Here is a 22,161-nt window from a genome sequence, read left to right as displayed (position 1 = left end):
AATTTAATTTTCCTTTTTGCCATCCATCATGGTTTTCACTGAATTCTGGAGGCCATCCACATTTGGCAATACAGAAGCAGCCATGATGTCAGCGGTAAACTCGGTAAGGTCTAGTTTTGAAAAATCGACACGCTGGAATTCATCAACTGTGAACCCCCCACAACTTGGACTTTTGGGAGTGCCCCAACCTTTCCCAATTTGGGGTTTCCCTTGTTCATTAATGATTTTTGCCAGCTTAGAGTTGTAGCAGCAGTAGGACTCCGTAGTTTCCACGCAAGCTCCAAATACCTTTTTCGAGCAATAGCTTCCAACCAAATGGCAAAGATTTGCTCCACGGTGCATACCTAATTTCTGCTCTTCTGGTTCGCAGGATCTTAATTCCATGACGACCTGAATAGCGACGGCAATGGCAAAGCTATATGGGTCAAAATAGAATCCCCCACCTAAACCGTATACAGGCCCGCCTAACAACCCTGTTGCTGGAACGGCACCAAACGTATAAGTGAGGCCATACATCCCGATCTGGAAGTCTGCACCCGCAGCGTGCTCAAGGCCGAATGCTTTAGAACCACTTTGAATCCATGCTGAATTGTCATAGGCGAAGTCATACATGTATTTTGCGCCGTACTGTACAGCCCCCATTGCGGTGCTCGACGCCAGCGACCCCATAATCGAGTTGTTTGACTGTGCCCCACCGCTCTTCTCGCAGCAGTTCTTGATGCCGCCATACCCCTTAGCGCAGGTTTCCGCTACACCATCAAAGAGTGCTCCATTGGCTCCATAAACACCTGCCTCACGGGCCGCTTCTTGGGCAGCTACAGCTTTAGCGAAATCGGTGTCATTAGGATAACCAGTGTCCCAGCAGACGCCCTGGTAGCACGAAGTTTTGGTACTACAGTCTTCCGTCGTTGTGGTCGTGCCTTTTTGAGTAATGCAGCTATATGTCACCTGTTTCATCACGCAGCCAATTGGGTCCGTGCTTTCGAGGCAGGCCTCATCAATTTTTTTGCATCCTTTATCGATGAATTGTTGGCAGTCGTTTTGTTTGCTCGGATTGATACAGGAGTAGTCATCCTTGTACCTCCAGCAGGCTTTATAAACAGGAAGACCGTTTATAACACGTGTTTCTGGGCCTTCCACACAAGTGTGGGATGCCAAGTAACAAAGCGGGTTATCGGTATATGATGTGCATTGGCTAGTGTCGAGTTGATCTTTAGTGATGGTGTAGGTGTTACCCAGTTTTACTGTATTTGATGGCGTAGGCAACGATGGGTCGCTGCATCGGAATGTCCGTTGCTCTGTCAGACAAGTTCCGTCCCATGCAGCTGAAATGCAAGAGGTGCCAGTTTGCCAGCAACCGGCGATTTTAGAAATTGCCGCACAATAGTCAATTGAGTTCGGCTGAATGCACTCGTATGTATCTTTATAATCCCAGCACCCCCCAACTTGAGCAATCGTCACATTAACGCCAGATATATTTTTTGATGGTGTGGTATCAACGCAAACGGAACCAGTCTTTCTGCATGATGCTGCGACGACAGGATCTAATATGCATGGAAACAAAAGCAAGAATAGAAGTGCTTTTATCAGTTTCATCGCGACTTCGCCTCTAGGTCAATACACCCGTTAGATATAACAGACCCAACAACAATAGGCGTCGAGGCGACACCTTGAATACTAATAGAACAAGGGCCAATTTTTCTTGCATTGATGCAAACCAAAGTTATTTGATTATTACCTTCGTGAAGATACCCTGTAATATCAATGTTAGGTGCCACGCCTCGGCATCCAGCGTTGCAGCCGTCATCGTAGAAGTCGCCAATATAATTGTTAGATTGATCCATAAGAGACGCATTGCCGTTATCGGAATCAAATGTCACGCGGCTATTTCGTAGATCACGGCCCGCCCACTCACCGAAAATATTTTGGTATACGACCGCGCCGTTAATCAACAATTGGCCATTATTATCTATCTGGTAACCGGTTAGAGTAAAACTTTGTGGTGTCCCCTGGATGGATAGGTTCATGTTAAAGGTCTGTGAAGTCCAGGTTGGGACATTGTTTCCTTGGTCGACTGCGTAGTTGAATGGCTGTGGTGACTGTAGAATCGTGGGCATTGCGCCGCGATGGCAATCAAGCGACTGAAGTGCGTTATGGGTCGTGTTACATAGATAGTTCGAATCTGCGTCCACTTCGACTACTTGCCCCATGGTGCAAGCCTTGGCCTCGGACAAGTTGTATTCATTGCAGACTTCGGTCGCATAAATGTCTGGGGTTGTTGTTGTTTTTGTGGTGCACTGCTGTGTGACGTTCCCACCAGTCGCATTGTTAATCGTGTTACCAATGCCCTTGACGATCGGATCATTAGGGCTAACAGGGAATTTAACTTTGTCTTCCGGGTTTTTGGCGAGGAAGTTAACAGCATCACACTCCTGGTTCGCCACTTTGTCGGATCCCGCCACAGCCGTTTTGCATGTGGTGATTCGGGTCGCACCCACGTTAAATAATGACGATGAACCAAAATTCTGTGATTGGGGAGGATTATTCGTGTAGTGCGGCATGCCTTGCGCGTTGTTGTTGTTCACTTTCGACGACAACTTGTTGAGGTTGCTTTTCCCCAGCGCCAGGCCGTCCGAGTGTGGATCAGCAGTGACCTGACCTGATGAAATCGCCATGGCCAGGAATCCTGCGAGCGAAAATATTTTCCTTGTCAGTTTCATTCGCCAGACACCTTGTTGATCTTTACCTCAGGCTGGGGAGATTTCGACCAGTCAACCGATTCCGCTGGAGGAAGTCCATCCGAGCAGAGATTCATCCCCCAGCCGACCTCGAGGGGGCCAGTGCCGCCCTCTTTCTTTGGTACCTTGGCCTGTGTCATCTTCACACCCAGTTTTGCGCAATCTGGCTGTTTAAACCGGCTGAGAACCTTGGCCTCGACCAGAATGGGTTCGTTAGACCCAGTCTTTTTTTTCCACGCTTCAGCCTGTTCGCCGGTTAGCTCGGCGGATGCATGCCCTTGTTTGATAGCGGCGAACAGAATGTCTTTTGCCTGATCAGCTTGAGCCGTACCGCACACAAAAAAGAGGGTTGCTACGAGCCCGGCAGTGGAAAGGCGAGGAAAAAAAATTGGCGAGATCATGATCGCTCCTTGGGTGCTGGAATCAATAACGCGTATGTATATTACACGTGGATCAAAAAGCAATCTATCAGAATCCTATTTCTGTTTTGGGCCTGGCCAATGACTGAATACCTGAATTCAAATTTGCTGTTCGCAAACCCGTATTGCTACCTAGCCCCTTCGGTGTTGCTTGGGGTGTTCATGGCGTTTCAACGGCGAGCCTGGACAGCCATGAAATGCCTGCAATTTACCGGCGTGCTTGTGCATGAAATGCTGCATTTCATAGTGGGACTTGTGACCATGGCTCGACCGAGCTCTATGTCTCTAGTGCCCAGGACTGATCGGGGAAGGTTGGTGCTGGGGTCTGTTGGGTTCGTAGGGCTGAACTGGATGAATGCCTGGATAACCGCCCTTGCACCCTTGCTGGCCTTGCCGATTGTTTACGGGTTGGCCAGCTGGCGTTTGGCCCAAGGACCGCAGCATTTCCAATGGGGGGACATTTTGATTTGGTTGGCGTTTGCCCCCCAATGCCTCAACTGTTGGCCATCGCGAGCAGATTGGAAGCTGGTGCTCATTTCATGGCCGCTGATTGTCCTGCTTGTAGCGTCCATTGCCGTCTGGATCTGGGGGCATGGTTAATCCGACCTGCTTGCCTGAAGAATTGTTGCTTCGTAATTCGGGCGAACCATGTTCTCGTGTGACGAAAGCCAGTTGGTAGCGAAATGGGTCGCCTCATTCTCCTCTTTGGTGGACAGTCCGAACGTCCCTAAGCCACTGGCGTTTAGGCCAACCTTGTTTCGATTAAGGCCTGCATAAATTAACCACCACGAAGCGGCCATCTTGCGGTTTTCGTCCATCCCCTGCCCGTTCTTGTACATCGCAGACAAGATCGCTGGTGAGTTCGGTTCACTTGCCTGGGCGGCTTTGGTCAGCCATCCAAAAGCCTCTGAAAATTCTTTGCGTTCGTAGAGGATGCGGCCCAGCAAGTAATAGGCGGTGACGTTGCCCCGGTTGGCACCTTCATTGGCCCATTTCCATGCAAGGTCCTTGTCCCTCTTTTTGAGGTAATACAAAGACAAGCGCACTGCCGCCAAATCCACGCCAGCAGACTTAACTGCGTCCTCAAACATCAGCATCGCTTTCGCTTCGTTTTTGGGTACCCCTCGGCCTAGTAGGGTCAGAACAGCCAAGTTATACCGGGCAAGGGGAAAGCTTTCGCTGGCGGCTGAAAAATATGCGGCTGCGCCAGCGCTGTCTTGGCGTACGCCTTCACCGCGATCGAGCAAATAGCCCACAATGTTCTGTGCCCTGCTGTTGCCGCCTTTCGCCAGTTCGAATAGCTTCGGCAGGGCCTGTTTGTCACCGCCTTTCCAAGCCGCCCATGTGCGCAACACTTCCCCTCCGCCCCGTGCATTGGACAGCAGGCCTTTCATGGCGCTTGAAATGTCTGTACCGATGTCGGATGCCGGCTGCGCGGAGTCGAATACTTCAGCGGCCGATGTCGAGCTGCCCGTATTGGCCGATTCAGCGGCAACGGCTACCGAGCAAGCAAGGGCCAGGGGGAGCGCCCAGAATACCGCGTGTCGATTCTGAGATAACATGTATTGATACACCTTGTTTATTGGTACGCGTAATGTATTCTTTGCGGCATGAAAAGACTATCCCTCTTATCACTGCTTGTAGCCTTTGTGGTCGGGCCCGGTAGCGCTGATGCGACCTGCTTCGCTGAGGCCGCTGCTCGCTACAAGGTCAGCGAAAGTCTGCTGCGCAGCATCCAGGTTACGGAAAACGTTTCTGGAAAGGCCGACATCATCAACACCTCGAACTCGGATGGCTCAAGGGACATCGGGTTAATGCAGATCAATTCCTGGTGGCTGCCGAAGCTGGCCAGTTATGGAATTGGTGAGAAGGATCTACTGAACGGCTGCGTCAGCGTTAACGTCGCTGCTTGGATAATTGCAAAAAACATCGTGACGTATGGCCACACTTGGAAAGCTGTTGGTGCGTATAACAGCCCATACGTAGAAAGTCAGCGCATATATATTCAAAAAATCATGAACAATTACGGACGCTCTTTATGAAGCAGATGTTAAGCGGTTGTTTTTCCCTGATGTTAGCCGGGTGGATCCTTTACACCATTGCCCCGGAAGCCCCGTGCGAGCGCGTTGAGCGCGGGGCTTTACCTGTGCGGGTCGCCTTTGATGGCGTTAGGTGGGCAGGGAGAAACTACCTTAGTACTGATGCCAGAATCGACCTCCTATCATGGAGTTTAGACGCTGATGCAGCAACTCAAAGTTTCATCTCGCGTTTGTTTTACGGACCAACCTTGAACTGTAAAGCCTAATTAATGGTAGGAGGTTAAAATGATTAAAGAACCCCCGTTATTTATTTACAGTGGGCCTCACGATAAGGTTGGCGCCGACTATCTGAATACGTTGTTTGAAACAGCGGCAAAGTTAAAAGCACCTGACATTCACATGCAATGGTTCAGTGATCGCGTTGTTATACAAATGCGAATCGGTGATTTCATGCAGCACGTCGAAACCATCAGTGCCAGCCTTGGCAGAATGCTCGATGACAAGATCCGCGCTCGCGCCAACATGGACCTCTCACAACGGCATGCAACCATTGATGGTCGCATGTCACTTCAGTATCCGGATCGTGCGATTGATGTCCGTGTGAACGTTCTGCCTGTTCACGGGGGGCAGAAAATCGTGTGCCGGTTGCTGGACCAGTCGAACGCCAGCATGACGTTGAACGATATTCACATGCCGGTGCTGGTGAAGCACCACTTCTTGGAAATGCTGAAAGAACCACAAGGGCTTATTTTAGTCACCGGCCCTACTGGTTCAGGGAAGACCACGACGCTGTACGCTGCACTCAACGAACTGAATGATGGGACGTTGAACATCTGCACCCTTGAGAACCCTGTTGAATATGTAATCCCACAGTTCGTTCAGGTTAACGTAACCCCTTACATCACATTTCCCCTTGGGCTTCGTGCCTTGCTGCGACAAGACCCTGATGTGATTCTGGTGGGTGAAATTCGTGACGCCGAAACTGCCGAAATCGCGATGCAAGCCGCGAATACGGGGCACCTTGTTCTGGCGACATTGCACACCAACAACGCGGCGCAAGCTATTCCTCGGCTTCTCGATTTTGGAGTCGACAAGCAGGCTCTGGCTTCAACACTTCTTGGCGTGATCGCTCAGCGCCTGGTTCAAACCCTCAACAACGACGTACAGCACCAGTGGACTGATGTAACAGACGCTGAAGCGTATTGGTTGAAGTCCAACGGTTTACCGCTGATCCAGGGGCAAGTGCCGCGTGCGACGGCTAAAGAGTCATTCTCTGGCAAACGACCGATCATTGAGATGATCAAGTCCGACAAGCACGTTCGTGCGGCAATTCTCAGCAACGGCGGTGAGATGGGGGTGCTCAATGCCGCTACACGTCAACCTCAATTCGATACCTTGGGGCAGGCCGGGATTCGAATGGTTTCCGCAGGCGCCACGACGATGGAGCTTGTTCAGCGGCTGATCAAGGACGACTCAGTAGCCCCCAGTGTCCGACGGATAGGAGATGTCCTCCTCTCGCAAGGGTTAGTCAGTTTTGCCGAAGTGAATGAGGCTGCTGAATCGCAGCTTGCCCTGTTGGTAGAAGGCAAGATCCGCAAGGTTGGGCAAATCCTGGTTGATCAAGGGTTGGTTACCCAGGAACAAGTGGCCAGGGCAATGGGCTATACCGAAGGCGCTGTTGATTTCTTAAATGAACTGGCGGCACGTAGGCTTTTGCCCTATGGCGAGGTGCAATCGGCGGTTCGGAATTGGCGCACGGAGCGTCATCAGGAATCACTTTTCGATTTGGTCATTGAGCTGAAGCTCATCACACAGGAAAAATTGGATGAAGAAGTTTATCGCTCGGATGGCCGTCGTTACGTCGCTGATGTCGCCCCTGTTCACGATGGCTCAGGAGCCGGGGCCGTCGTTGCCGTATAGAGAAGTCACCGTGCAGAACCAAGATGCCCGCAAGGTCATCGTGTTCTTCTCATTCAGTTGTCCGGTTTGTGCAAGCTACGACCAGATGCTGAGGCGCTGGTCACAAACCATGCCTGATGGGTGGAGTGTTGAGTTCATTCCCGTGGCTGTACCCGACAAGGGAAACTACATGGCTGCGCGGGCATTCTACGCAGTTCAGGATGCCGATCCCGCTCGTTTGGCGGCGTTCATGTCGGCCGCCTACGCTCAAATCCATGAGGGCGGTATGGAAATGGAAAATCCCCAGACCTGGGCAAAGGCAGTAGCCGCGGCGAAGGTACAGGGGTTTGAAAAGGCGTGGGCAAAGGTCACGCAGGCCCGCCTCGAGAGCGCATTCGCGAAGCTGCTGACGTACGGCGTTGATGCGACCCCTTCGTTGGCGATCGGTGGGCGTTACGTGATTAATCCAGATGATACCGCCGGCGGGGATAACGGGATGTTTATCCAGCTTGCCAACGGGATGGTGAGTAAGGTGATTCAAAACCGCTGATGCATTGGGGCGGGAGACGACAGCAATAAAAAAGCCCTGCTTCAGCAGGGCTTTTTTGTGCCTCGTGTTGTTTACCGGGAACCGCGGACACCTGGTCCTGAATCCTTGGTATCACCACCGCGACCGCCTGGTGCCGGCGTGGAACTGCTGGTGCCTTCATCCGGGGTTGGGTTGTGGTTCACGCGAGGTGCTGGTCGTTGACCTTCGTTGGAACCGAACGGGGAGCCCGAGTCCGCACCTGTTGCGCCCATGAGCCCATCACCAAACGTGCTTTCATTCCCACCTCCTACCGCTCGCAAATCGCCTGAATGACCGCCGAGTGGCGCAAGTGGATCGGCCGCCGGCGCCGGCGACATGGGCATCATCAGAGGCTGTTGTGATTGGCCATGATTCGACTCTTGGTGCATCGAATGTAGAACGGAACCAGGATTCAATGGTGCCTCAGCACCTGAATTGGCGCTGGTCTCTGCTCTGTGGGTATCCGCCATATGATCAGCGGTAATCATAAAGGCAGGTTCAACCGATGTTTTAGCCGCGAGTTTGGTGGCGTCCTTCGCTTCTCGGCCCGCGGACGCTAAAGCTTTGCCAGCCGATTTTGCGGTTTCGGAGGCTTCTGCGACGTGCTCAGCGTTAACGATACGGGATGCTTGCCCTTGCGAGCGAAGGACCGCGGGTATTTCATGCCCGGCGGCATTCGCCACCCTACCGGCGTGAGCAACCTCTGCACCTGCTTCAGCCACTCTAAGCGCCTTCTCGGCCTTATACGCAGTTGCTCCAGCCCTGGCGAACATAACCCCCCGTGTAGCCGCTCCACCCCACCCTAGTCCTGGGATCGCAAGGGTTGCAACGTTAGCTGCTACTGCCGTCTTGGGATTTTCCGCTTCCCATTGTTGCTCTTTATTGCCTACGGCGGTCACGGTATTGGCGATCGGCTTCGACGACATTACGCCAGTCATGGTTTCAGCCGAGATCGATGTGTCTCCATTGGCAACCTGACGTTTAGCGCCCCGGACCATATCCTTGGCGTTCTCAACACCAGCCGGCATTTGGGAACTTACATACGTCTCGCGATCTTCATAACGCTTCCATTCATCCAAGCCACTTGAGAGCTTATCGAGTGTCTGCTTCTGTGGGGCGCCGGTTGGCCCAACCTGATCGGCGTTTACGCCCGGAACGTTAGTCGACGGTGTGCCGACACTTGCATTTGCGACATTGCCGCCAGGATTGTCGGATACCTGCTGTGCGCGTTGGCCGACGCCTTGGGCTCGTGCGGCATTTCCGTCGGTTGGACCGCTGATAGATCCGCTTTGCATGGCCGATACGACGTTCGCAAACGCTGTATTGTCGACAGAATTTAGCGCCCACAGCTGGGCCGCTTCGCGTTTGCCCTGCATTCCGATGGAGCGTTGCCCATAACGGGTTTCAAGTTCTGGGAATTTTTTGTTGAATGCTTCGCGTTGAGTGCTGTCGAGGTTCGAAATGGCGCTGTTGAGAGCTTGCATTGCTTCTGGCGAGCGGATCAGGTTACCACCCGTTGTATCTTCACTAATTTGTACGCCCGAACTGACACTTGCTTCAGCAGAGGTCGCCTTTTGGAAGCGCTGGAAGGAAGACTGTGTATCTGCTGTTGTGGAACTGAGACGACGGCTCAGGCCATTTTCGCTCGCAGCTTCCCTGCCAGTGCTATGAGCAAACGCCGAGGATGCCGCCGCTTTCCAGCCTTTCATATCACTTTCGTTTTTTGCAATCTCAGTACCAAACTCAGAGCTAATTTTCGTCGCTTGGTCTTTCGACATTTCCTTACCTGTGGAGGATGCAACGCCGGCACTTACGCCACCAAAAATGCCTCGGAAGCCAACCTCAGCATTAAAGTTTTGCTTAAAAGAATCACGTTGGTTGCCTGTCATGCCAAGCGAATCGGCAATTTTATCGCCCATTTTCATAGCCTGCTGGGTCATGCTGGTGTGGGATTGCTCCAACGATTGCATTTGTGAGTTCGACCAGGAATCCCCTGATTTATAGGACATGACCTGGCGCATACTCGCTTCAACTGCGGATGCGGATTCTGAGCGTTTTGTATGGTCCTCACCCATTGCGCTCTGAGTCGACGTTCCGAGAGTTTGTTTGAGTTCGGCCTTATTCCACGCAGCGTCAGCCTGGGCGAGACCAGATTTTGCGGAGCCCTTATTTTCAGCGCTGTATTGATTTCGCGAGGCAACATCGACATGCGCACCGTTCTTCAGAATGTCAGGTGACTGGAGCTTTTCATCGTTGTGATCTCGACCAGACCAGCGGCTGGCCAAGGACACCATCCCGTAACCCGTCACGCCGAGCATGGCGGCAGAAATTAATGGGGTTGCAGCCAGCATGTCCGACGCAATGCCTAGTCGAGTAGCCAGCACATCGTAATAGACTGCCTGTAAATTGCTGGGTACGAGCCCCTTCTCTGTGAATTGCGCCAGTTTGTCGGCGACGTCATTCTGGATGTACATCTGAATAACGGCGGAGAACGGTAACCATGAGGAGGTCCAAACACCGAACCCTAGGTATTTGACATACGCCATGAGCGCGCCGGCCCCTTTGAACAGGCCGTAGATGATCACAATTGGCGCGAAACCAAAGAACAACAGTTGCAAGAAAATCATGGTCGGCATCATGATCTTGGCAAAGAAGCTACCAGACGCCGCCGCATCAGAGCGGAACTGTTCATCTTGTTGAGTCAGTGAAACCATGCACAAGTTAAAACTGTTCTGATCCTGGACGCTATCGAGGCAGTTGTAAGTACCCCAGACCGAGTTGAAAAACAACGCGTTCGTCATGAATTGATCAGAGCTTTGCGCCGCCGACCAAAGGGTTGGGACCAAATTGGTGATTGCGTCGTCCACGTTGGTAGTAGTGTAGGCGCCACCCATGGGGTTTTTGTCTTTCATGCCAGCGTTAATCAGCTTCTTCAAGTTGGCGCTGGCCGGGAATGCAGAGACGACGGTGTTGATCTTGGCGCTAGCATCTTGGCAAGCCATGGATGTTCCTGCCGCATTGAGGTTATCCCAATAGGTGGTAAGTCCATTTGGCCTTGAATATGACAAGACATAATTGACCATGTCCGGGCTGGCTTGGAAGTTGTTCATATTGAACGTCGTTGACCCTGGAACACAATCAATGATGAATTGCTTCAAGCTGGAGACCAGATAAGGGTCCACATTTTCCACGCCTTTGCGCAACGTCATTAAAAGCTTCAACGGAGTGATAAAGCCATTTTGGCTAACGCCCATGTAACTACCGCTGGTACTTTGGAAGGCTGTATTGACTTTGTCGAATATGCTGTACGACGCAGTTGTGAACAAGCTTGCCGGTGCAGCGATAATCAGTGGAACATGGTCAACCTTTGCGATATTCCCGGTGTAAATATCCTCAATGGTTACCGAAGCCTGTATGGAGCAACATGCGACCACCATACCAAACCCAAATAGTCCACCAATCGGACCGTTAGCAGGGATGAACTGTTCACCACCGCCCTTCTGAATCATGAACATGATTCCGGACATCAGGGCGACAAAACCGCCGACCAGATAAACACCATTCATGAAGCCGCCTGATCTGAAGATCATGGCGAGGCCATTAATCGTTGAGTAAAAAGAGCTTACATCACCGAGTACGTAAATCGTAAAATCCATATCTCGTCACCTTAATTAGATACGACCGGGCTTTACAAACACAGCCGGGTTGCTTGAAAGGATAATTTTGACGAGCTCTTTGGCAGCCACAATCTTGGGTTGCAACTTTTCATGCTCGGCTCGGATTTCGGCCAGTTCAACAGTCAATTTACGAATGTTCGGCTCCACGAAGTCAGGTTTCATGCCGCGCACCCCGTTAAAAGACTGGTTGGCAGCATAAATAGCAGCTTCACCGTATTTAACGGCGAGTTCGTTGGCAATCAGCGGTGCAAGTTGTTCGGCAATGGACTGAATCGCACCTGGAGACTGCTGGACTTGCTTGATAAGAGCCAGTACAGGGGTTTGGATAGCGTTAATAAAGCCAATTTGGGCCGCGGTGAAACCGCAGGAACCTGCCTGGCAGTATGTGAGCTTGCCAACAATCGAGTCCGAGGTAGTGCCAGTTGTCGCGCCCTGGGTATAGCCAAAAAGCATTTTGTTGGTGTAGCCGAGCGTGCCATCGAAGCTCAATGCATTATTTGGGTCGATCGAAGAGCACTGATTACGGCCGTACCCATTGTTACAGTGCAAAACCTTGAGTGGTGTGCTGTTGCCGGCGGAGCCATTTTTGAAGTTCATCAAGGTCAACGTTGGACTGAAAATTTGCCCTACTTTCACCTTTGGAGAGCCGTCAGGGTTGTTTCCGGCGGCAGTATCGGGGCTTGTCATGATGACGGCGCCGATCATGCTCATGACAACTTCGTTGGCACGATTCGCATTGGCTTCACCCGTGTCAGGGTTGCCCAGGTATTGACCGGCGCTTGTGTCCGTCAGGGCCTTCCAAACTGGGTTACCGCACTCCTCGCAACTGCCATCATTGGTTGATTTGTCGTTGTTAGTGTTGGGAGAGCTGAACAGATCGGTGAATCCCGAGAACAAGTCCGAGAATGCGCCTTTCGCGGTCTGGGCCGCGGTGGAAGCTGTGTCGGCCATTTCTTTACGAGCTGATGGGTCCGTAAATGACTTGACGATGGAGTTTGCGACTGCGCAAGTGTTCTTCATCATCTGGTTGAGGGCTTGCAGTTTGTTTTGGAAATCCTGCATTAATTTGCCGAGCGCCGGGTTAATTGCATCAATCGCGGCTTTGAATGCGACCCCGACGGCGTTAGCAGCGATCTGGCGAAACAAAGCTACCAACTGGTCAGCATTGATAAATGAGAACGAACCACCAAATAAATCGATACCGCCGCAGCCGGCAGATAACCGGGGTGGGTCGAACGCCACCAGATTGATGTTCCGTACCGGGCTGCGCAATGCGGCGCCACCGGCTACGAAGCCACCGCGACTTTGACTGGCAAAGCCGCCCGGGGCAGTGCTGTTTGACAGGAACATGCCGTCAAGAGCATCTTGTAAGCCCGCGGAGGCAGGCAGCGACGCGGTAATCATGACCGTAGTCACAACTAACGCTATAAAGCGCTTAAATTTACTGTGCATGGTTGCTATCTCCTTCGTAACGCCCTTCCAGTTTGTTTTTCAGATACTGAACCCACTTTTTCGGATCGTTACTCGCACCCTGTTTCGTATCTTCGTTCGTTAATACACCGCGGTCATAAGTGTGAATCTTCAGAGCAATGTCTTTTGGCAGAAGATCGTTGCTGTCGGCTGCGGCGATAATTCGCTCGGCAAGTTGGTCTTGCGCCATCATGCCTTGAGACACGATGAAGTAATTATTGGGAGGAACTACCAGAACAGTTGTAGGCGTTATGCGAAGGTTCAAAATGCTGGCTTGACCACTGTTGGCAACAAACTCAGGTACGTTCGGGAGTGTTTTACCGTCCATGGAAATGAACTTAGTAACGAACCCGTACTGCTTTGCAATCTCTTGCACGGTATTAACCTGGGGCTGGCAGAAGCTACATTTCGAATCGAAAAAGACCCATAGGCCGCCCACTTTTGCCACATGCTTCAGGGCGTCCGATATACCTGCTTGAGCGTTCCTCAGGAAAAACGGTTTGGTGTACGTCGCGATTGGAACTCGGTTGTTTTCGTCGAGGAACGGATCTGCTGCGACCACGCGAGTCGTCATTTCCGCATAGCGCTGGGATTTATCCATCGCCACGCGCTGGGCGTACATGTAGGCCTCAACGTTTTCTTTCGTTGGGTCGTCGATTGCTGCGTCGAGCAGTTTTGGCATGTTTTCACGTAGCCATGAAACCGAAAACGGCTCCTGCTGGTCCTTCTCCGGGGCTTTTTTTGCTGTCTCTACCGGTTTGGGAGGGAGAATAATCGGCGGCGGTGGAGGAGGCAGCTCTTTCGGATCTTTGTAGAAGAACCAGCCTTCAGATTTCCTTTCAATGAAGCGGGTGGGTTCTTCGCTGGCGTGAGCGTTGACGGCCCCGAGGGCCGTTGCACCTAGCAGCATGGCTAATACTAGCTTCATTGTTTTAATCCTATACGCGTACGCATACACGGTTCATAGAGCTTAATCATCAGATTATTGGCCCTACCCTGCCGATAATTAGCTTTTGATCCAGGAAGCCCCAATACCGCCCGTCATAGCTGCGTGGTTCAGTGCCGACCACCAATACCTTTCCGGGTGGCACAACCTCAACCCGATCAAAGTCGCCCGGTTTCTTTCCGAGTTTATCTGTCAGGTCCAGCTCACCGATCAGGCGCCCACCGATGTACGCGATGTTGCCTTTGACTACGAGCTTGTCACCCGGGAGACCTGCGATCATTTTGCCGACTGTTTTGCCCTCAAAATGGGTCCCCATCAGCCCGCCTACTGGCACAAACGCGACGTAATCACCAATCTTCAGGTCTTGCGGTAGGCCGTAAGTGATGAAGTACAGCCGCCACGGCAGGCACCGAACGGAAGCGAGATCTACGCCGATGCGGTAATCCTGGCGAAAGGCAGTGACACTCGCGATAGCGACGATGAATGTGACGGTGATGCCGATCAGTGAATTGCGCAGAAACAGTAGGCGTGGCTTGTCATTGCGCAGCAGCACAAAGGGCGCCGTCAGACGTGCTCTGAAAGTTTTTCCTTTCATGATCACTCCAGGGTCAGGCCCAGTCGTTGAGCTACCTGTTTCGTGATGTTGAGACCATCAGGAATATTCATCACCACCGACGAATTGACGACCAGTACTCCAGCTTCGCTGTATGGCTTCAGGGCGTCTTGCAGCTCATTTACGAACGCGAGGCCATCAGCTTGTGCTTGCTCGGGAGTCATGCCTGGCTTGTCCAGCGTTTGCTTCATCTGGGCGTTGGCGAGCTTGGAGCCATCCACCAGAACAATTTGCGCGGAAGCCGGCTGGTTCACAGTGGCGTAGTGGTAGGACAGAAAGCTGCTGAAAGCGGAAAAGGCCATGGCGATGACGGCTGCGGTCAGGAACGAAACACCGCCCTGCCCTATGCTTGCATTCTTCGCGGGCTCAGGCTTGCTGCGAATATCCTCAGGCTCCACGTTGACGTGCTCACTCGAATTGTCTGGGGTTGGGTGTTTTGCATCTGTCATTTGGGCGGCCTCTGGTCGCTGCTATGTAATTTGGATGTATTGCTGCAAGATATTAAAGCATAACACGTGACAATAATCCTGTGAGAATCTGAGACGAATTTGCGGGCAAAAAAAGGCCCGGTTATTCCCGGGCCAAATCGAGCGTGTGAAGGGGGAATGGCAGCAACGTTTACGCGTACGCCGCCTCACGCTCAATGAAGTTGTTCACGGCATCAACGGCATCAACGCCTTGGTCAAGCTGGTCGAGAATTTCGTTTCGAGCAGGCCCTTTGGTGGAGAACATCACGTTGTGGAATTGGTCCACCACGAGTCGGACAATCCCCCAGTCGGTATCACTGCGTTTCACCATGATCTCACTGTACTTACCGGGCATCGTGTGGACGGACTTCAGCATGTGCTGGCCATACGCTTCGATCTTGAATTGCTTGCTGTCGATTGCCGAATCGATGGATTCCGATTTCTGCTGGAGGATGAACTGCCATGCCGAGTTCGCCGCAATGGCTTCGCAGTTTTTCGATGCGTAAACGTCACCGATCGATTGAGTAACAACGAGCACCGCGCCATCTTCTTTTCGGGCTTTCCGGTATGCCGCGATCATAGCTTTCGCCATCATGGGGTCATCGAGCAGCTCCCACGCCTCGTCGACGATCAGGATTTTCTTGCGGCCCCGCTCCCCCATCTGCGACTTGTACATATCGTGGTTGATCCGGGAGATCAGTTGCAGCAAGACCACCTGCTGAAGCGCTGGCCGACCCTTCAGGTCGCTCAGCTCCATGCAGATGAATGCGTTGCTCATGTCGAGGTTGTTTTCACCTTCAAACCACCGTGTGAACTGACCGCCAGCGAACGGGAACAGCTGGCGGCCAAGGCGCAGGCATTCGGGGTCGTCGGACTGCGAGATGAACCATTCGGCGACAGCCCGAATATTGGCGCTGTTACCAAACTTGGTGTAAACGCTGTGGATCGCCTGCTCGATGCGGGACAGTTGGTAATCGTCCAGGATGTCTTCAGGCGCTGCCATCTTGGCGATGGTTGCCTTCAGGATGTCCATTTCCTCTTCGAGATCTTCGATGTGAGTAAATGGGTTGAGACAAACATCCGATTCAGGACGAAACTCGATGAACTCGCCCCCGACACTCTTGCACAGTTTGAGGTAACTGCGGCCCGCGTCGATTACCCAAACCTTCGCACCTGACGCGAGGTAGTCGGCCACAATTTTTTGGGTAAGGAAGGACTTGCCGGCACCGGCCTCAGCAAAGACGATTCCGCTGAAGTTCGTTGTGGAATCGTACAGGTCAATCAGGGCTGGCTGGCCACGACGAGTGAGTAGGAGCATGGCGCCACTCATTCCGCTACCGGTCCATTCACCAAGGATTGGCAGAAACTGCACAGCATGACGAACACCCATTGTGTGGAAGCGGAATAGGTTCTTCGTGCCTTCACGCGTGGTGTTCAGCGGCAGCAGGTTGTTCCACAGGGCCTCGAGGATCCGTCGGTCTTCCCGGAGCTCAAATGCGAGGGATGTGTAGTAGGCCTGAAGCCCTGATGACAGTTTGTTCAGGCGCTCGAGACTGCGCGAGAACAAGAAAATGGTGAAGTTTACCTCTACGACGATGGCTCCTTTGCCTTCGATCTCATGGACAAGCGTATCCACGCCCTTCTTCTTGTAGCCCAGGACTGGAATGAGGTGCGCGGTCGGACCGAATACCTGGTGGTTGATGATCGAAGACGTGTTTTTGACTTCGTCGACCTTTACCACTTGGTCTGGATAGTGAAGGGTCAGAACCATGTAATACGGATCGGTGATCTGGTTGGAGAGGCCACCAGGGTCGCCGATCATATGGTTCATGATCGCCAGGCTCGTACGCTGGGGGAAAAATTTCACGCTCAACGCTTTAGCGTAATGCTCGCCTTCGTTGAATTTTATGGTGGAAGGGTCGTCATAGTTGATCGAGTCACCCGGGTAGTAGATTTGGTCCTTGAGCAACTTGGCTTCGTCGTAGTGGGACCGCGGTGCATCCCATAGCTTGGTGATGATGCGCATGATCACCAAGTAGGCGACGGCATCCAACTGAAACAAATTCAGCGATGCAGCCTTGAGTGCTTCTGTGATTCGGTCGGCGGTTTCTTTCGTGTTGGCGATATCAACGTCTTCAGGCCGCTCGTTACGGCATGGGAATTTGACGGTGACAATTACGCGTTGACGATTGAGCATGACACCACTGCGTTGGACCAACGGGGTATCGACCCCACTGCTGATCAAGTTCGCGTGTTGCTTAGTCAGGGCTCTCAGGATCGGTGTGGAGTTAGGCTTGTTGTTGACGTAGGCGTCGATGTACTCGCCGACATCCGGGCTTGCCAGCATGCCGATCTGGATGAATGTGCCTGGCGGAAAACTCATACTCAACGCGGATTGCAGTTTGTCCACGGTCGACGCACTTGCACCGGTCAAAGCGTCGGAGACAAAACACGCCCCGAGATAGTGTTCAGTTCCATCAGAGCAGAAAAATACTTTGGTGTCGGTGTCGACCGCCCGAACTGTGAGTTTCGCGTGAGGGACGGTAGTCCGATTACCTTTAATCGTTGCTTTGGAGGCTGCCATAGCACTGTTCGCCTTGGAGTGTGGTTGAGTAGGCTTTGGAAGGCCTGGAGGGCAACCCGCAGGCAGAGCCAGTTAAAAAGGCGCACTGGAGGCCAGTGCGCCTTTGATGGACTTACAGAGTGGCGGTGAAGATGTTGGTCAGAACACCCGGGCCCACACTTGCGGACAGGGCAACGGCAACGCCGGTTACTACCGACATTACTGACTGCTTCACGACGCCGATCGCCAGACCGGTACCCAGTGCGCCCAGAGCAAAAACTTTACCCAGAGAGCCGGTCATCCAGTCGTCCAGATTGGTCACGATCGTGGTGAAGGTCGAGTCGGAACCAGCGGTGACGTCTACAGCGGCGGCCAGGCCGATTACGGCCACTACCAGCAAGGATTTTTTGTCGATTTTGGCGAAAGGTGCTGCCAGTTTGCTTTCGACTTGAGTGGTGGTTTGTACGTTCATAGTGAAGCTCCCAGTTGTGTTCAGTTCAGGTTGATGTCGGTGGTTGCAGGGATTGCGGCCGTTGTTTCCGGACCATAATCCTGGGGTTGTTTTTCCTCGGGTTGACGTGCCGGGACTGTGGCGTTGACAGCCGGTACGGCGGCGAGCTCGCGGTGAGGCACAACCATCCCCTGGCCTGCGAATTCGGCTTTGCCGAATGTCCAGGTGCGCGGTTGTACCTCGGTAAACAGGTACGACGGAAAGTGGAGATCGTCTTTGCTATCGATCCACGGAGCGATCCAAATGCGCATGACCTGTGCAGGCACGCGTACAGGGCGAGCAAGATCGGCAACTTTTGGCCCTGGCATACCGTTTGAAGCTTTCAGGCTATGCTCAGAGCTCGCAGTCTTTCCCACATCGTTACCGTATTTGACGTTTGGTACTTTCTGACCAATCGGCATGTCACTGTCGGTCAGGGCCGGCATTTGATTGGTGGATTTATAAACTGCCATCGGCGATTTGCAGATGATTCCTTGGGGCATGCCCGGGCATGAAAATTCATCGTCGCCGGCGGTGTTCAACCACGATGAACATCCACTGAGCAATGCGATAGGTAACAATGCCCCGATAATTGCAATACGTTTCATATAATTCCCCTTATTCATTTCAGCTCGAATCCTTTAACCAACATAATGGTTACCTTGCGACCAGCATCGACTTCTACGACAGGAGTCATTTCACGGGCCATTTCCATGTAGAACTTGGCAACTTCGTTTGCAGATGTTGTGAAGCCTTTTGCTACACCGGTTTGCAGAATGCTGGAAGTATCGGCTGTTTGAGTTGAAACTGTTCCGCCGGGATTAAGGTTAAGTTGTGGAACGTTTTGAGGCGTCATAGCTTGAGCAAAACCGGACAATCCACCAGCAACTAAGGTTTTGGCGATCATTTGCCCCTGTTTGGAAACGAGGCGGCCTCGCATACCAGCACGGCCATCTTCACCGACGATATAACCTTCGACTTTCGACTCAATGATTTTGCCGTCTTTACGAACGCACGAAATAGACTCGGTTCGCAGAATCGCCCGCTCGCTAGAAAGAGAGCCATAACCCGAAGCAAGTACGAAACATTCTTTGATATCAACCCGGTACTTGTTGGGTAGCATTGCCTCAGTTTTGATACGCAATGTTGTTGGAACTGGATTTTTCTGTGTGGTGGCGCTGGTTGGAGCGTCCATACCGTTCAGCAAAATAGCTTCAAAAAAGGAGCCAGCAGACAAAGCAGGCACAGGCTTTTCGTCACGCTTTGGTGCTTCTCGTTTGTTCTGGAGGTTATCACCTGTAACGCGTAACTTCGGGCCTTCCGGTTTCACTTCTGGAGCGGGGACGCCGGTGCCTGCCGAAGCTTCATAACCTGGAAGCGGGGAATTCAGCGCTGGAGCGGAACCGCTTGGTGGCCCACGTTTTTCGAGATCGTCAAGCCGTTGAGTCACCCGCTTCAGTTCAACCAAAGCATCTTGGGTAACGGAATCATTTTTATTCCGTTGTTGCTCTTCCAGTTCGCGAAGCTTATCAGCGTTACGGGCGTCCTTTTCCTGTTGTAATTGAGCAGCCAGAGCTTTTGTCTCTTTTTCTTGTGCTTCAATTTTAGCGTACAGCTGTTCTGGCGTGTTGTTGTTCCCTTTAGGCAACATCAAATTCGTTTCATTGAGTGGTTCGAGTTTCTTGCGAACGGAGGGCTTGCTTCCGCCTACCAGAACTGAGCCGACCAACATTAACGCTATTAACAGGCCGCCGATGGCTATTACTTGACGCCAACGCGGGTTCAGGTCCTGCCACCAAGTATTGAGATTGTCTTTAAGTGCCATTGTTAATCCCCAGTTGCCGATTTATCAGAGACGATGAAAACTTCGGTGGTTTTCCCGTTTCTTAAAGTGGCAGTTGGGAAGAACGAAACTGCTCGTACTCCCTCGCTATAAAAAGTTCCTTCATCCAGATCAACGTCATTTGGGGTAGTGCCCAGGATCGTATAACGATAGATATCGTACGTCGGGCCGGAATAACGGACTTTCGGGTACGCAATCACGTTGCCGATATTTGCTGCGGCGGATGGCAGCAGGCCTTCACTGAAACCTTCAGGCGTTTTGCCGAGTGCAGCTTCACGCAAGATGTATCGGATGTTGTCGGTGTAAACGTTGCTGTCCGGAGCATGGTCTGCCTCGGACTTGCCGCCAGTGTCAGCCTGGGCCTTGTCCAATTGCAGAACGATCGTTTGCGGCGGCATTTCTTTCGGGACGAGCGTCAGCGAAATCACCGGGTCATTCGGATTCGAGCCTGTGATGTAGAGCGCAACCGACTTACCGGTTGGCTTCATGGTTACATACAGCGATTGACCAACCGGCGAGATGTCGACGTCATCTTTCTGCTGGTCGACCGAACGGGGTTCTGCGAATGGCGTAGAAATACGGTTCGGCAGGACGCTCGAAACATAGACAATTTCATTTCGATCGGAGCCGACGCGAACTACGTTTGTACGGAGTTCTTCCTTGCTGCCAGGCATAAGGCCAAGGCCCGGCAAAGGTTGGGCTTCGACAGGTTTGCTTCGTTTCTCGGCCGTCGGTACCGGCGGCAGTTTGAGGTTGGACATCCCATCAGCAACAGCAACCGTCGCTTGAAGGGAGACCAGCGCAATGAGAGCAATGGCTGAGCGTTTCACTGAATCGTCTCCTTGATTGGTTCTGCGGGCTTGGGTGGGTGTGCTTGGATCCACTTGAGGGTTTTAGGGTTGGAGCCGGGGTAGGTATCGAACGCCTCAATAACCGGGCGGCCGTCTCTAATTTTCATGACGTACTCAACTACGGCGACTTCCGGTTTGACTTGACCGGTTGCGCTGCGGGACTCCATCGTTCCGACGATGAAAACCTTCGAAGTCTCTTTTTCGTAGCTGGTCTTCGACGCTGACCAGGTGACCGAACCAGCGTTGGTGTTGAACACCGGGTCGTTGGCAAGAACGAACATTTTCTTGCGCACTTCCGGGTAGATTTGAGGATCGACGAAGGCGCTGACCGAATCGGCAACGAAGTTCACGTTTTTAGGCGTGACGTTACCCATCAAAACTGAGGCATACAGGCCGAAGGACTTCAGATACTCCTCGTCCGCATTGCTCCAGCCGATTTTTACTTCTTTGTCCAGGGTAGGCGGGATCAGGCGCGTGGTTTCATGCTGACCCAGCTGATTGATTGCCAGAACGCACACCGCCACGGCTAAAAAAGTGTTTGCAGAGGCATTCAATTTGGCGAATGACGACAGCCCTTCCATCGTGCCGATAAGGCTTTTAAGCTTCATTTTTAAACCCTTGGGTCCTAGACGGATTCATAACACGTACGCATATTCATCAAACAAATCTTCTTAGAGAAAGAAGTCTCGTTTAGAGGAGTCCTGGTAGTGCTTATTAAGCGGCATGACCCCGGCCCAGTAGCACAGGTGCTGCAAAATGCCGTCGAGTGCGCCATTTTTGAACCGCTTGAAGCGCTTGACTGCGTACCACCCGCACATCAGAGAAGCGATTGTTGCCCAGCCACCGATTGCGATACCTGCACCTAAGCAGCCAATGAAAATTACAGCTTCGTCGATTTCCCAGAAAAGTAGTTGCGTCTGACTATCGACGTAGCGCGGGATGTCGATCTCTTTCAAAGTGTTTTCCCCGCAGCTTTAACAACATCCACTTCCACGCGACGGTTCATCGAACTGTCAACGATGGAAACCGGGTCCCGTTTACCCCGGCCGGCGACTTTGATGTTCTTTTTGCTAACGCCGCGCTTGATCAAATAGCGGGCGACGGAGATTGCTCGATTTTCCGACAGCCGCTGGTTGTAGGCATCGCTGCCGACATCATCCGCATGTCCGACCAGCTTCACGATACTGCCTGTACGCAGGGCATCACCGATCGCGCTCTCGAGAGCTGCCCATTCACCTGGGCTGCTCTTGTTGAAGCCAAACAAGAGCGTGGTCCTCACGTGTCGCGCTTCTTCGGCTGCCTCCGCGTCGATTGCATCCAGTCGAGCTTCTTCTTCTGGCATCAGAGCGCGAGTACGCGATGGCTCGGTAACGATCCAGATGGTGGGCGTGCGCTTGACCTGGCTATCACGGATAGCTTCACCAAGGACATGTGCCTGATGTGCAGGTTCTACCGCTACGCCCACTGAATCCGGAATCACTACTTCGCGCACGTCAACGGCGCCGGCAGTGCTGGCAGCAAGGGCGAGCGAAGCAACCATAAAGGCTCGGATTTTGGTGGTCATAGGGATACTCGTTG

At 52.5% G+C, this 22,161-nt stretch carries 21 protein-coding genes; 4 read left to right on the top strand and 17 right to left on the bottom strand.

Annotation, left to right across the window (positions count from 1 at the left end; genetic code table 11):
* Window positions 1-3: 3 nt before the first annotated feature.
* The 3 genes from AC3IX1_RS30275 to AC3IX1_RS30265 are packed head-to-tail and all read right to left on the bottom strand — an operon-like array spanning window position 4 to window position 3,139.
* Window positions 4-1,596: a conjugal transfer protein TraN gene (locus AC3IX1_RS30275; RefSeq protein WP_489388824.1), complete on the bottom strand. Its 1,593-nt coding sequence runs from the start codon at window positions 1,594-1,596 to the stop codon at window positions 4-6.
* Entirely contained in the window at window positions 1,593-2,720 is a 1,128-nt protein-coding gene (locus AC3IX1_RS30270) for a hypothetical protein (protein ID WP_102599466.1), read from the bottom strand. The genes AC3IX1_RS30275 and AC3IX1_RS30270 overlap by 4 nt, the downstream gene beginning before the upstream one ends.
* Window positions 2,717-3,139 carry a hypothetical protein gene (locus AC3IX1_RS30265; protein ID WP_102599467.1) on the bottom strand — a complete coding sequence of 141 codons (423 nt, stop codon included), beginning with the start codon at window positions 3,137-3,139 and terminating at the stop codon, window positions 2,717-2,719. Before AC3IX1_RS30265 ends, AC3IX1_RS30270 begins: the two co-directional genes overlap by 4 nt.
* Before the next feature lie 99 nt (window positions 3,140-3,238).
* Between AC3IX1_RS30265 and AC3IX1_RS30260 the strand changes: the two genes are divergently transcribed.
* The gene (locus AC3IX1_RS30260) at window positions 3,239-3,757 is read left to right on the top strand and encodes a hypothetical protein (protein WP_146013510.1); all 519 of its coding nucleotides are present in this window, start codon (window positions 3,239-3,241) and stop codon (window positions 3,755-3,757) included.
* Here the strand turns inward: AC3IX1_RS30260 and AC3IX1_RS30255 are convergent.
* Window positions 3,754-4,719, bottom strand: a complete 966-nt coding sequence (locus AC3IX1_RS30255) for a tetratricopeptide repeat protein (RefSeq protein ID WP_102599469.1) — start codon at window positions 4,717-4,719, stop codon at window positions 3,754-3,756. The two genes, AC3IX1_RS30260 and AC3IX1_RS30255, sit on opposite strands and share 4 nt — an antisense overlap.
* 48 nt (window positions 4,720-4,767) lie before the next feature.
* Here AC3IX1_RS30255 and AC3IX1_RS30250 point away from each other — a divergent pair, with 48 nt between their 5' ends.
* The 3 genes from AC3IX1_RS30250 to AC3IX1_RS30240 all read left to right on the top strand — a co-directional run bounded on the left by AC3IX1_RS30250 (window position 4,768) and on the right by AC3IX1_RS30240 (window position 7,645).
* Complete coding sequence (locus tag AC3IX1_RS30250; RefSeq protein ID WP_102599470.1) at window positions 4,768-5,199, top strand: lytic transglycosylase domain-containing protein; 432 nt, start codon at window positions 4,768-4,770, stop codon at window positions 5,197-5,199.
* Window positions 5,200-5,481: 282 nt separating this feature from the next.
* The gene (locus AC3IX1_RS30245; RefSeq protein WP_102599472.1) at window positions 5,482-7,116 is read left to right on the top strand and encodes a GspE/PulE family protein; all 1,635 of its coding nucleotides are present in this window, start codon (window positions 5,482-5,484) and stop codon (window positions 7,114-7,116) included.
* Window positions 7,022-7,645 carry a thiol:disulfide interchange protein DsbA/DsbL gene (locus AC3IX1_RS30240; protein ID WP_256580144.1) on the top strand — a complete coding sequence of 208 codons (624 nt, stop codon included), beginning with the start codon at window positions 7,022-7,024 and terminating at the stop codon, window positions 7,643-7,645. The genes AC3IX1_RS30245 and AC3IX1_RS30240 overlap by 95 nt, the downstream gene beginning before the upstream one ends.
* 71 nt (window positions 7,646-7,716) lie before the next feature.
* Here AC3IX1_RS30240 and AC3IX1_RS30235 read toward each other — a convergent pair whose 3' ends face one another.
* The 13 genes from AC3IX1_RS30235 to AC3IX1_RS30175 all read right to left on the bottom strand — a co-directional run bounded on the left by AC3IX1_RS30235 (window position 7,717) and on the right by AC3IX1_RS30175 (window position 22,147).
* Complete coding sequence (locus AC3IX1_RS30235) at window positions 7,717-11,319, bottom strand: conjugal transfer protein TraG N-terminal domain-containing protein (protein ID WP_102599474.1); 3,603 nt, start codon at window positions 11,317-11,319, stop codon at window positions 7,717-7,719.
* A 15-nt stretch (window positions 11,320-11,334) separates the two neighbouring features.
* A complete protein-coding gene (locus tag AC3IX1_RS30230) occupies window positions 11,335-12,792 on the bottom strand; it encodes a conjugal transfer protein TraH (RefSeq protein ID WP_102599475.1) in 1,458 nt (485 codons plus the stop codon).
* Window positions 12,782-13,738 (bottom strand): conjugal transfer protein TraF, encoded by a 957-nt coding sequence (gene traF / locus AC3IX1_RS30225; protein WP_102599476.1) that lies wholly within the window; start codon window positions 13,736-13,738, stop codon window positions 12,782-12,784. The genes AC3IX1_RS30230 and traF overlap by 11 nt, the downstream gene beginning before the upstream one ends.
* 49 nt (window positions 13,739-13,787) lie before the next feature.
* Window positions 13,788-14,351, bottom strand: a complete 564-nt coding sequence (locus AC3IX1_RS30220; RefSeq protein ID WP_102599477.1) for a S26 family signal peptidase — start codon at window positions 14,349-14,351, stop codon at window positions 13,788-13,790.
* A gap of 2 nt (window positions 14,352-14,353) precedes the next feature.
* Window positions 14,354-14,818, bottom strand: a complete 465-nt coding sequence (locus AC3IX1_RS30215; RefSeq protein WP_102616823.1) for a hypothetical protein — start codon at window positions 14,816-14,818, stop codon at window positions 14,354-14,356.
* Between the two features lie 169 nt (window positions 14,819-14,987).
* Window positions 14,988-17,420 (bottom strand): type IV secretion system protein TraC, encoded by a 2,433-nt coding sequence (traC, locus tag AC3IX1_RS30210; RefSeq protein ID WP_102599479.1) that lies wholly within the window; start codon window positions 17,418-17,420, stop codon window positions 14,988-14,990.
* A gap of 112 nt (window positions 17,421-17,532) precedes the next feature.
* Entirely contained in the window at window positions 17,533-17,871 is a 339-nt protein-coding gene (gene traA / locus AC3IX1_RS30205) for a TraA family conjugative transfer protein (protein WP_102599480.1), read from the bottom strand.
* 20 nt (window positions 17,872-17,891) lie between these two features.
* Entirely contained in the window at window positions 17,892-18,497 is a 606-nt protein-coding gene (gene traV, locus AC3IX1_RS30200; RefSeq protein ID WP_102599578.1) for a type IV conjugative transfer system lipoprotein TraV, read from the bottom strand.
* Window positions 18,498-18,511: 14 nt separating this feature from the next.
* Window positions 18,512-19,714 (bottom strand): TraB/VirB10 family protein, encoded by a 1,203-nt coding sequence (locus AC3IX1_RS30195; RefSeq protein WP_102599481.1) that lies wholly within the window; start codon window positions 19,712-19,714, stop codon window positions 18,512-18,514.
* Between the two features lie 2 nt (window positions 19,715-19,716).
* Window positions 19,717-20,562, bottom strand: a complete 846-nt coding sequence (locus AC3IX1_RS30190) for a TraK domain-containing protein (RefSeq protein ID WP_102599482.1) — start codon at window positions 20,560-20,562, stop codon at window positions 19,717-19,719.
* Complete coding sequence (locus AC3IX1_RS30185) at window positions 20,559-21,191, bottom strand: TraE/TraK family type IV conjugative transfer system protein (protein ID WP_102599483.1); 633 nt, start codon at window positions 21,189-21,191, stop codon at window positions 20,559-20,561. The genes AC3IX1_RS30190 and AC3IX1_RS30185 overlap by 4 nt, the downstream gene beginning before the upstream one ends.
* A 63-nt stretch (window positions 21,192-21,254) precedes the next feature.
* Entirely contained in the window at window positions 21,255-21,539 is a 285-nt protein-coding gene (gene traL / locus AC3IX1_RS30180; protein WP_102599484.1) for a type IV conjugative transfer system protein TraL, read from the bottom strand.
* The gene (locus AC3IX1_RS30175) at window positions 21,536-22,147 is read right to left on the bottom strand and encodes an OmpA family protein (protein ID WP_102599485.1); all 612 of its coding nucleotides are present in this window, start codon (window positions 22,145-22,147) and stop codon (window positions 21,536-21,538) included. The genes traL and AC3IX1_RS30175 overlap by 4 nt, the downstream gene beginning before the upstream one ends.
* Window positions 22,148-22,161 lie beyond the last annotated feature (14 nt).

The sequence above is a fragment of the Pseudomonas sp. KH_046_2 genome (assembly GCF_057838985.1).
This window is presented reverse-complemented; position numbering and strand designations above follow the sequence as displayed.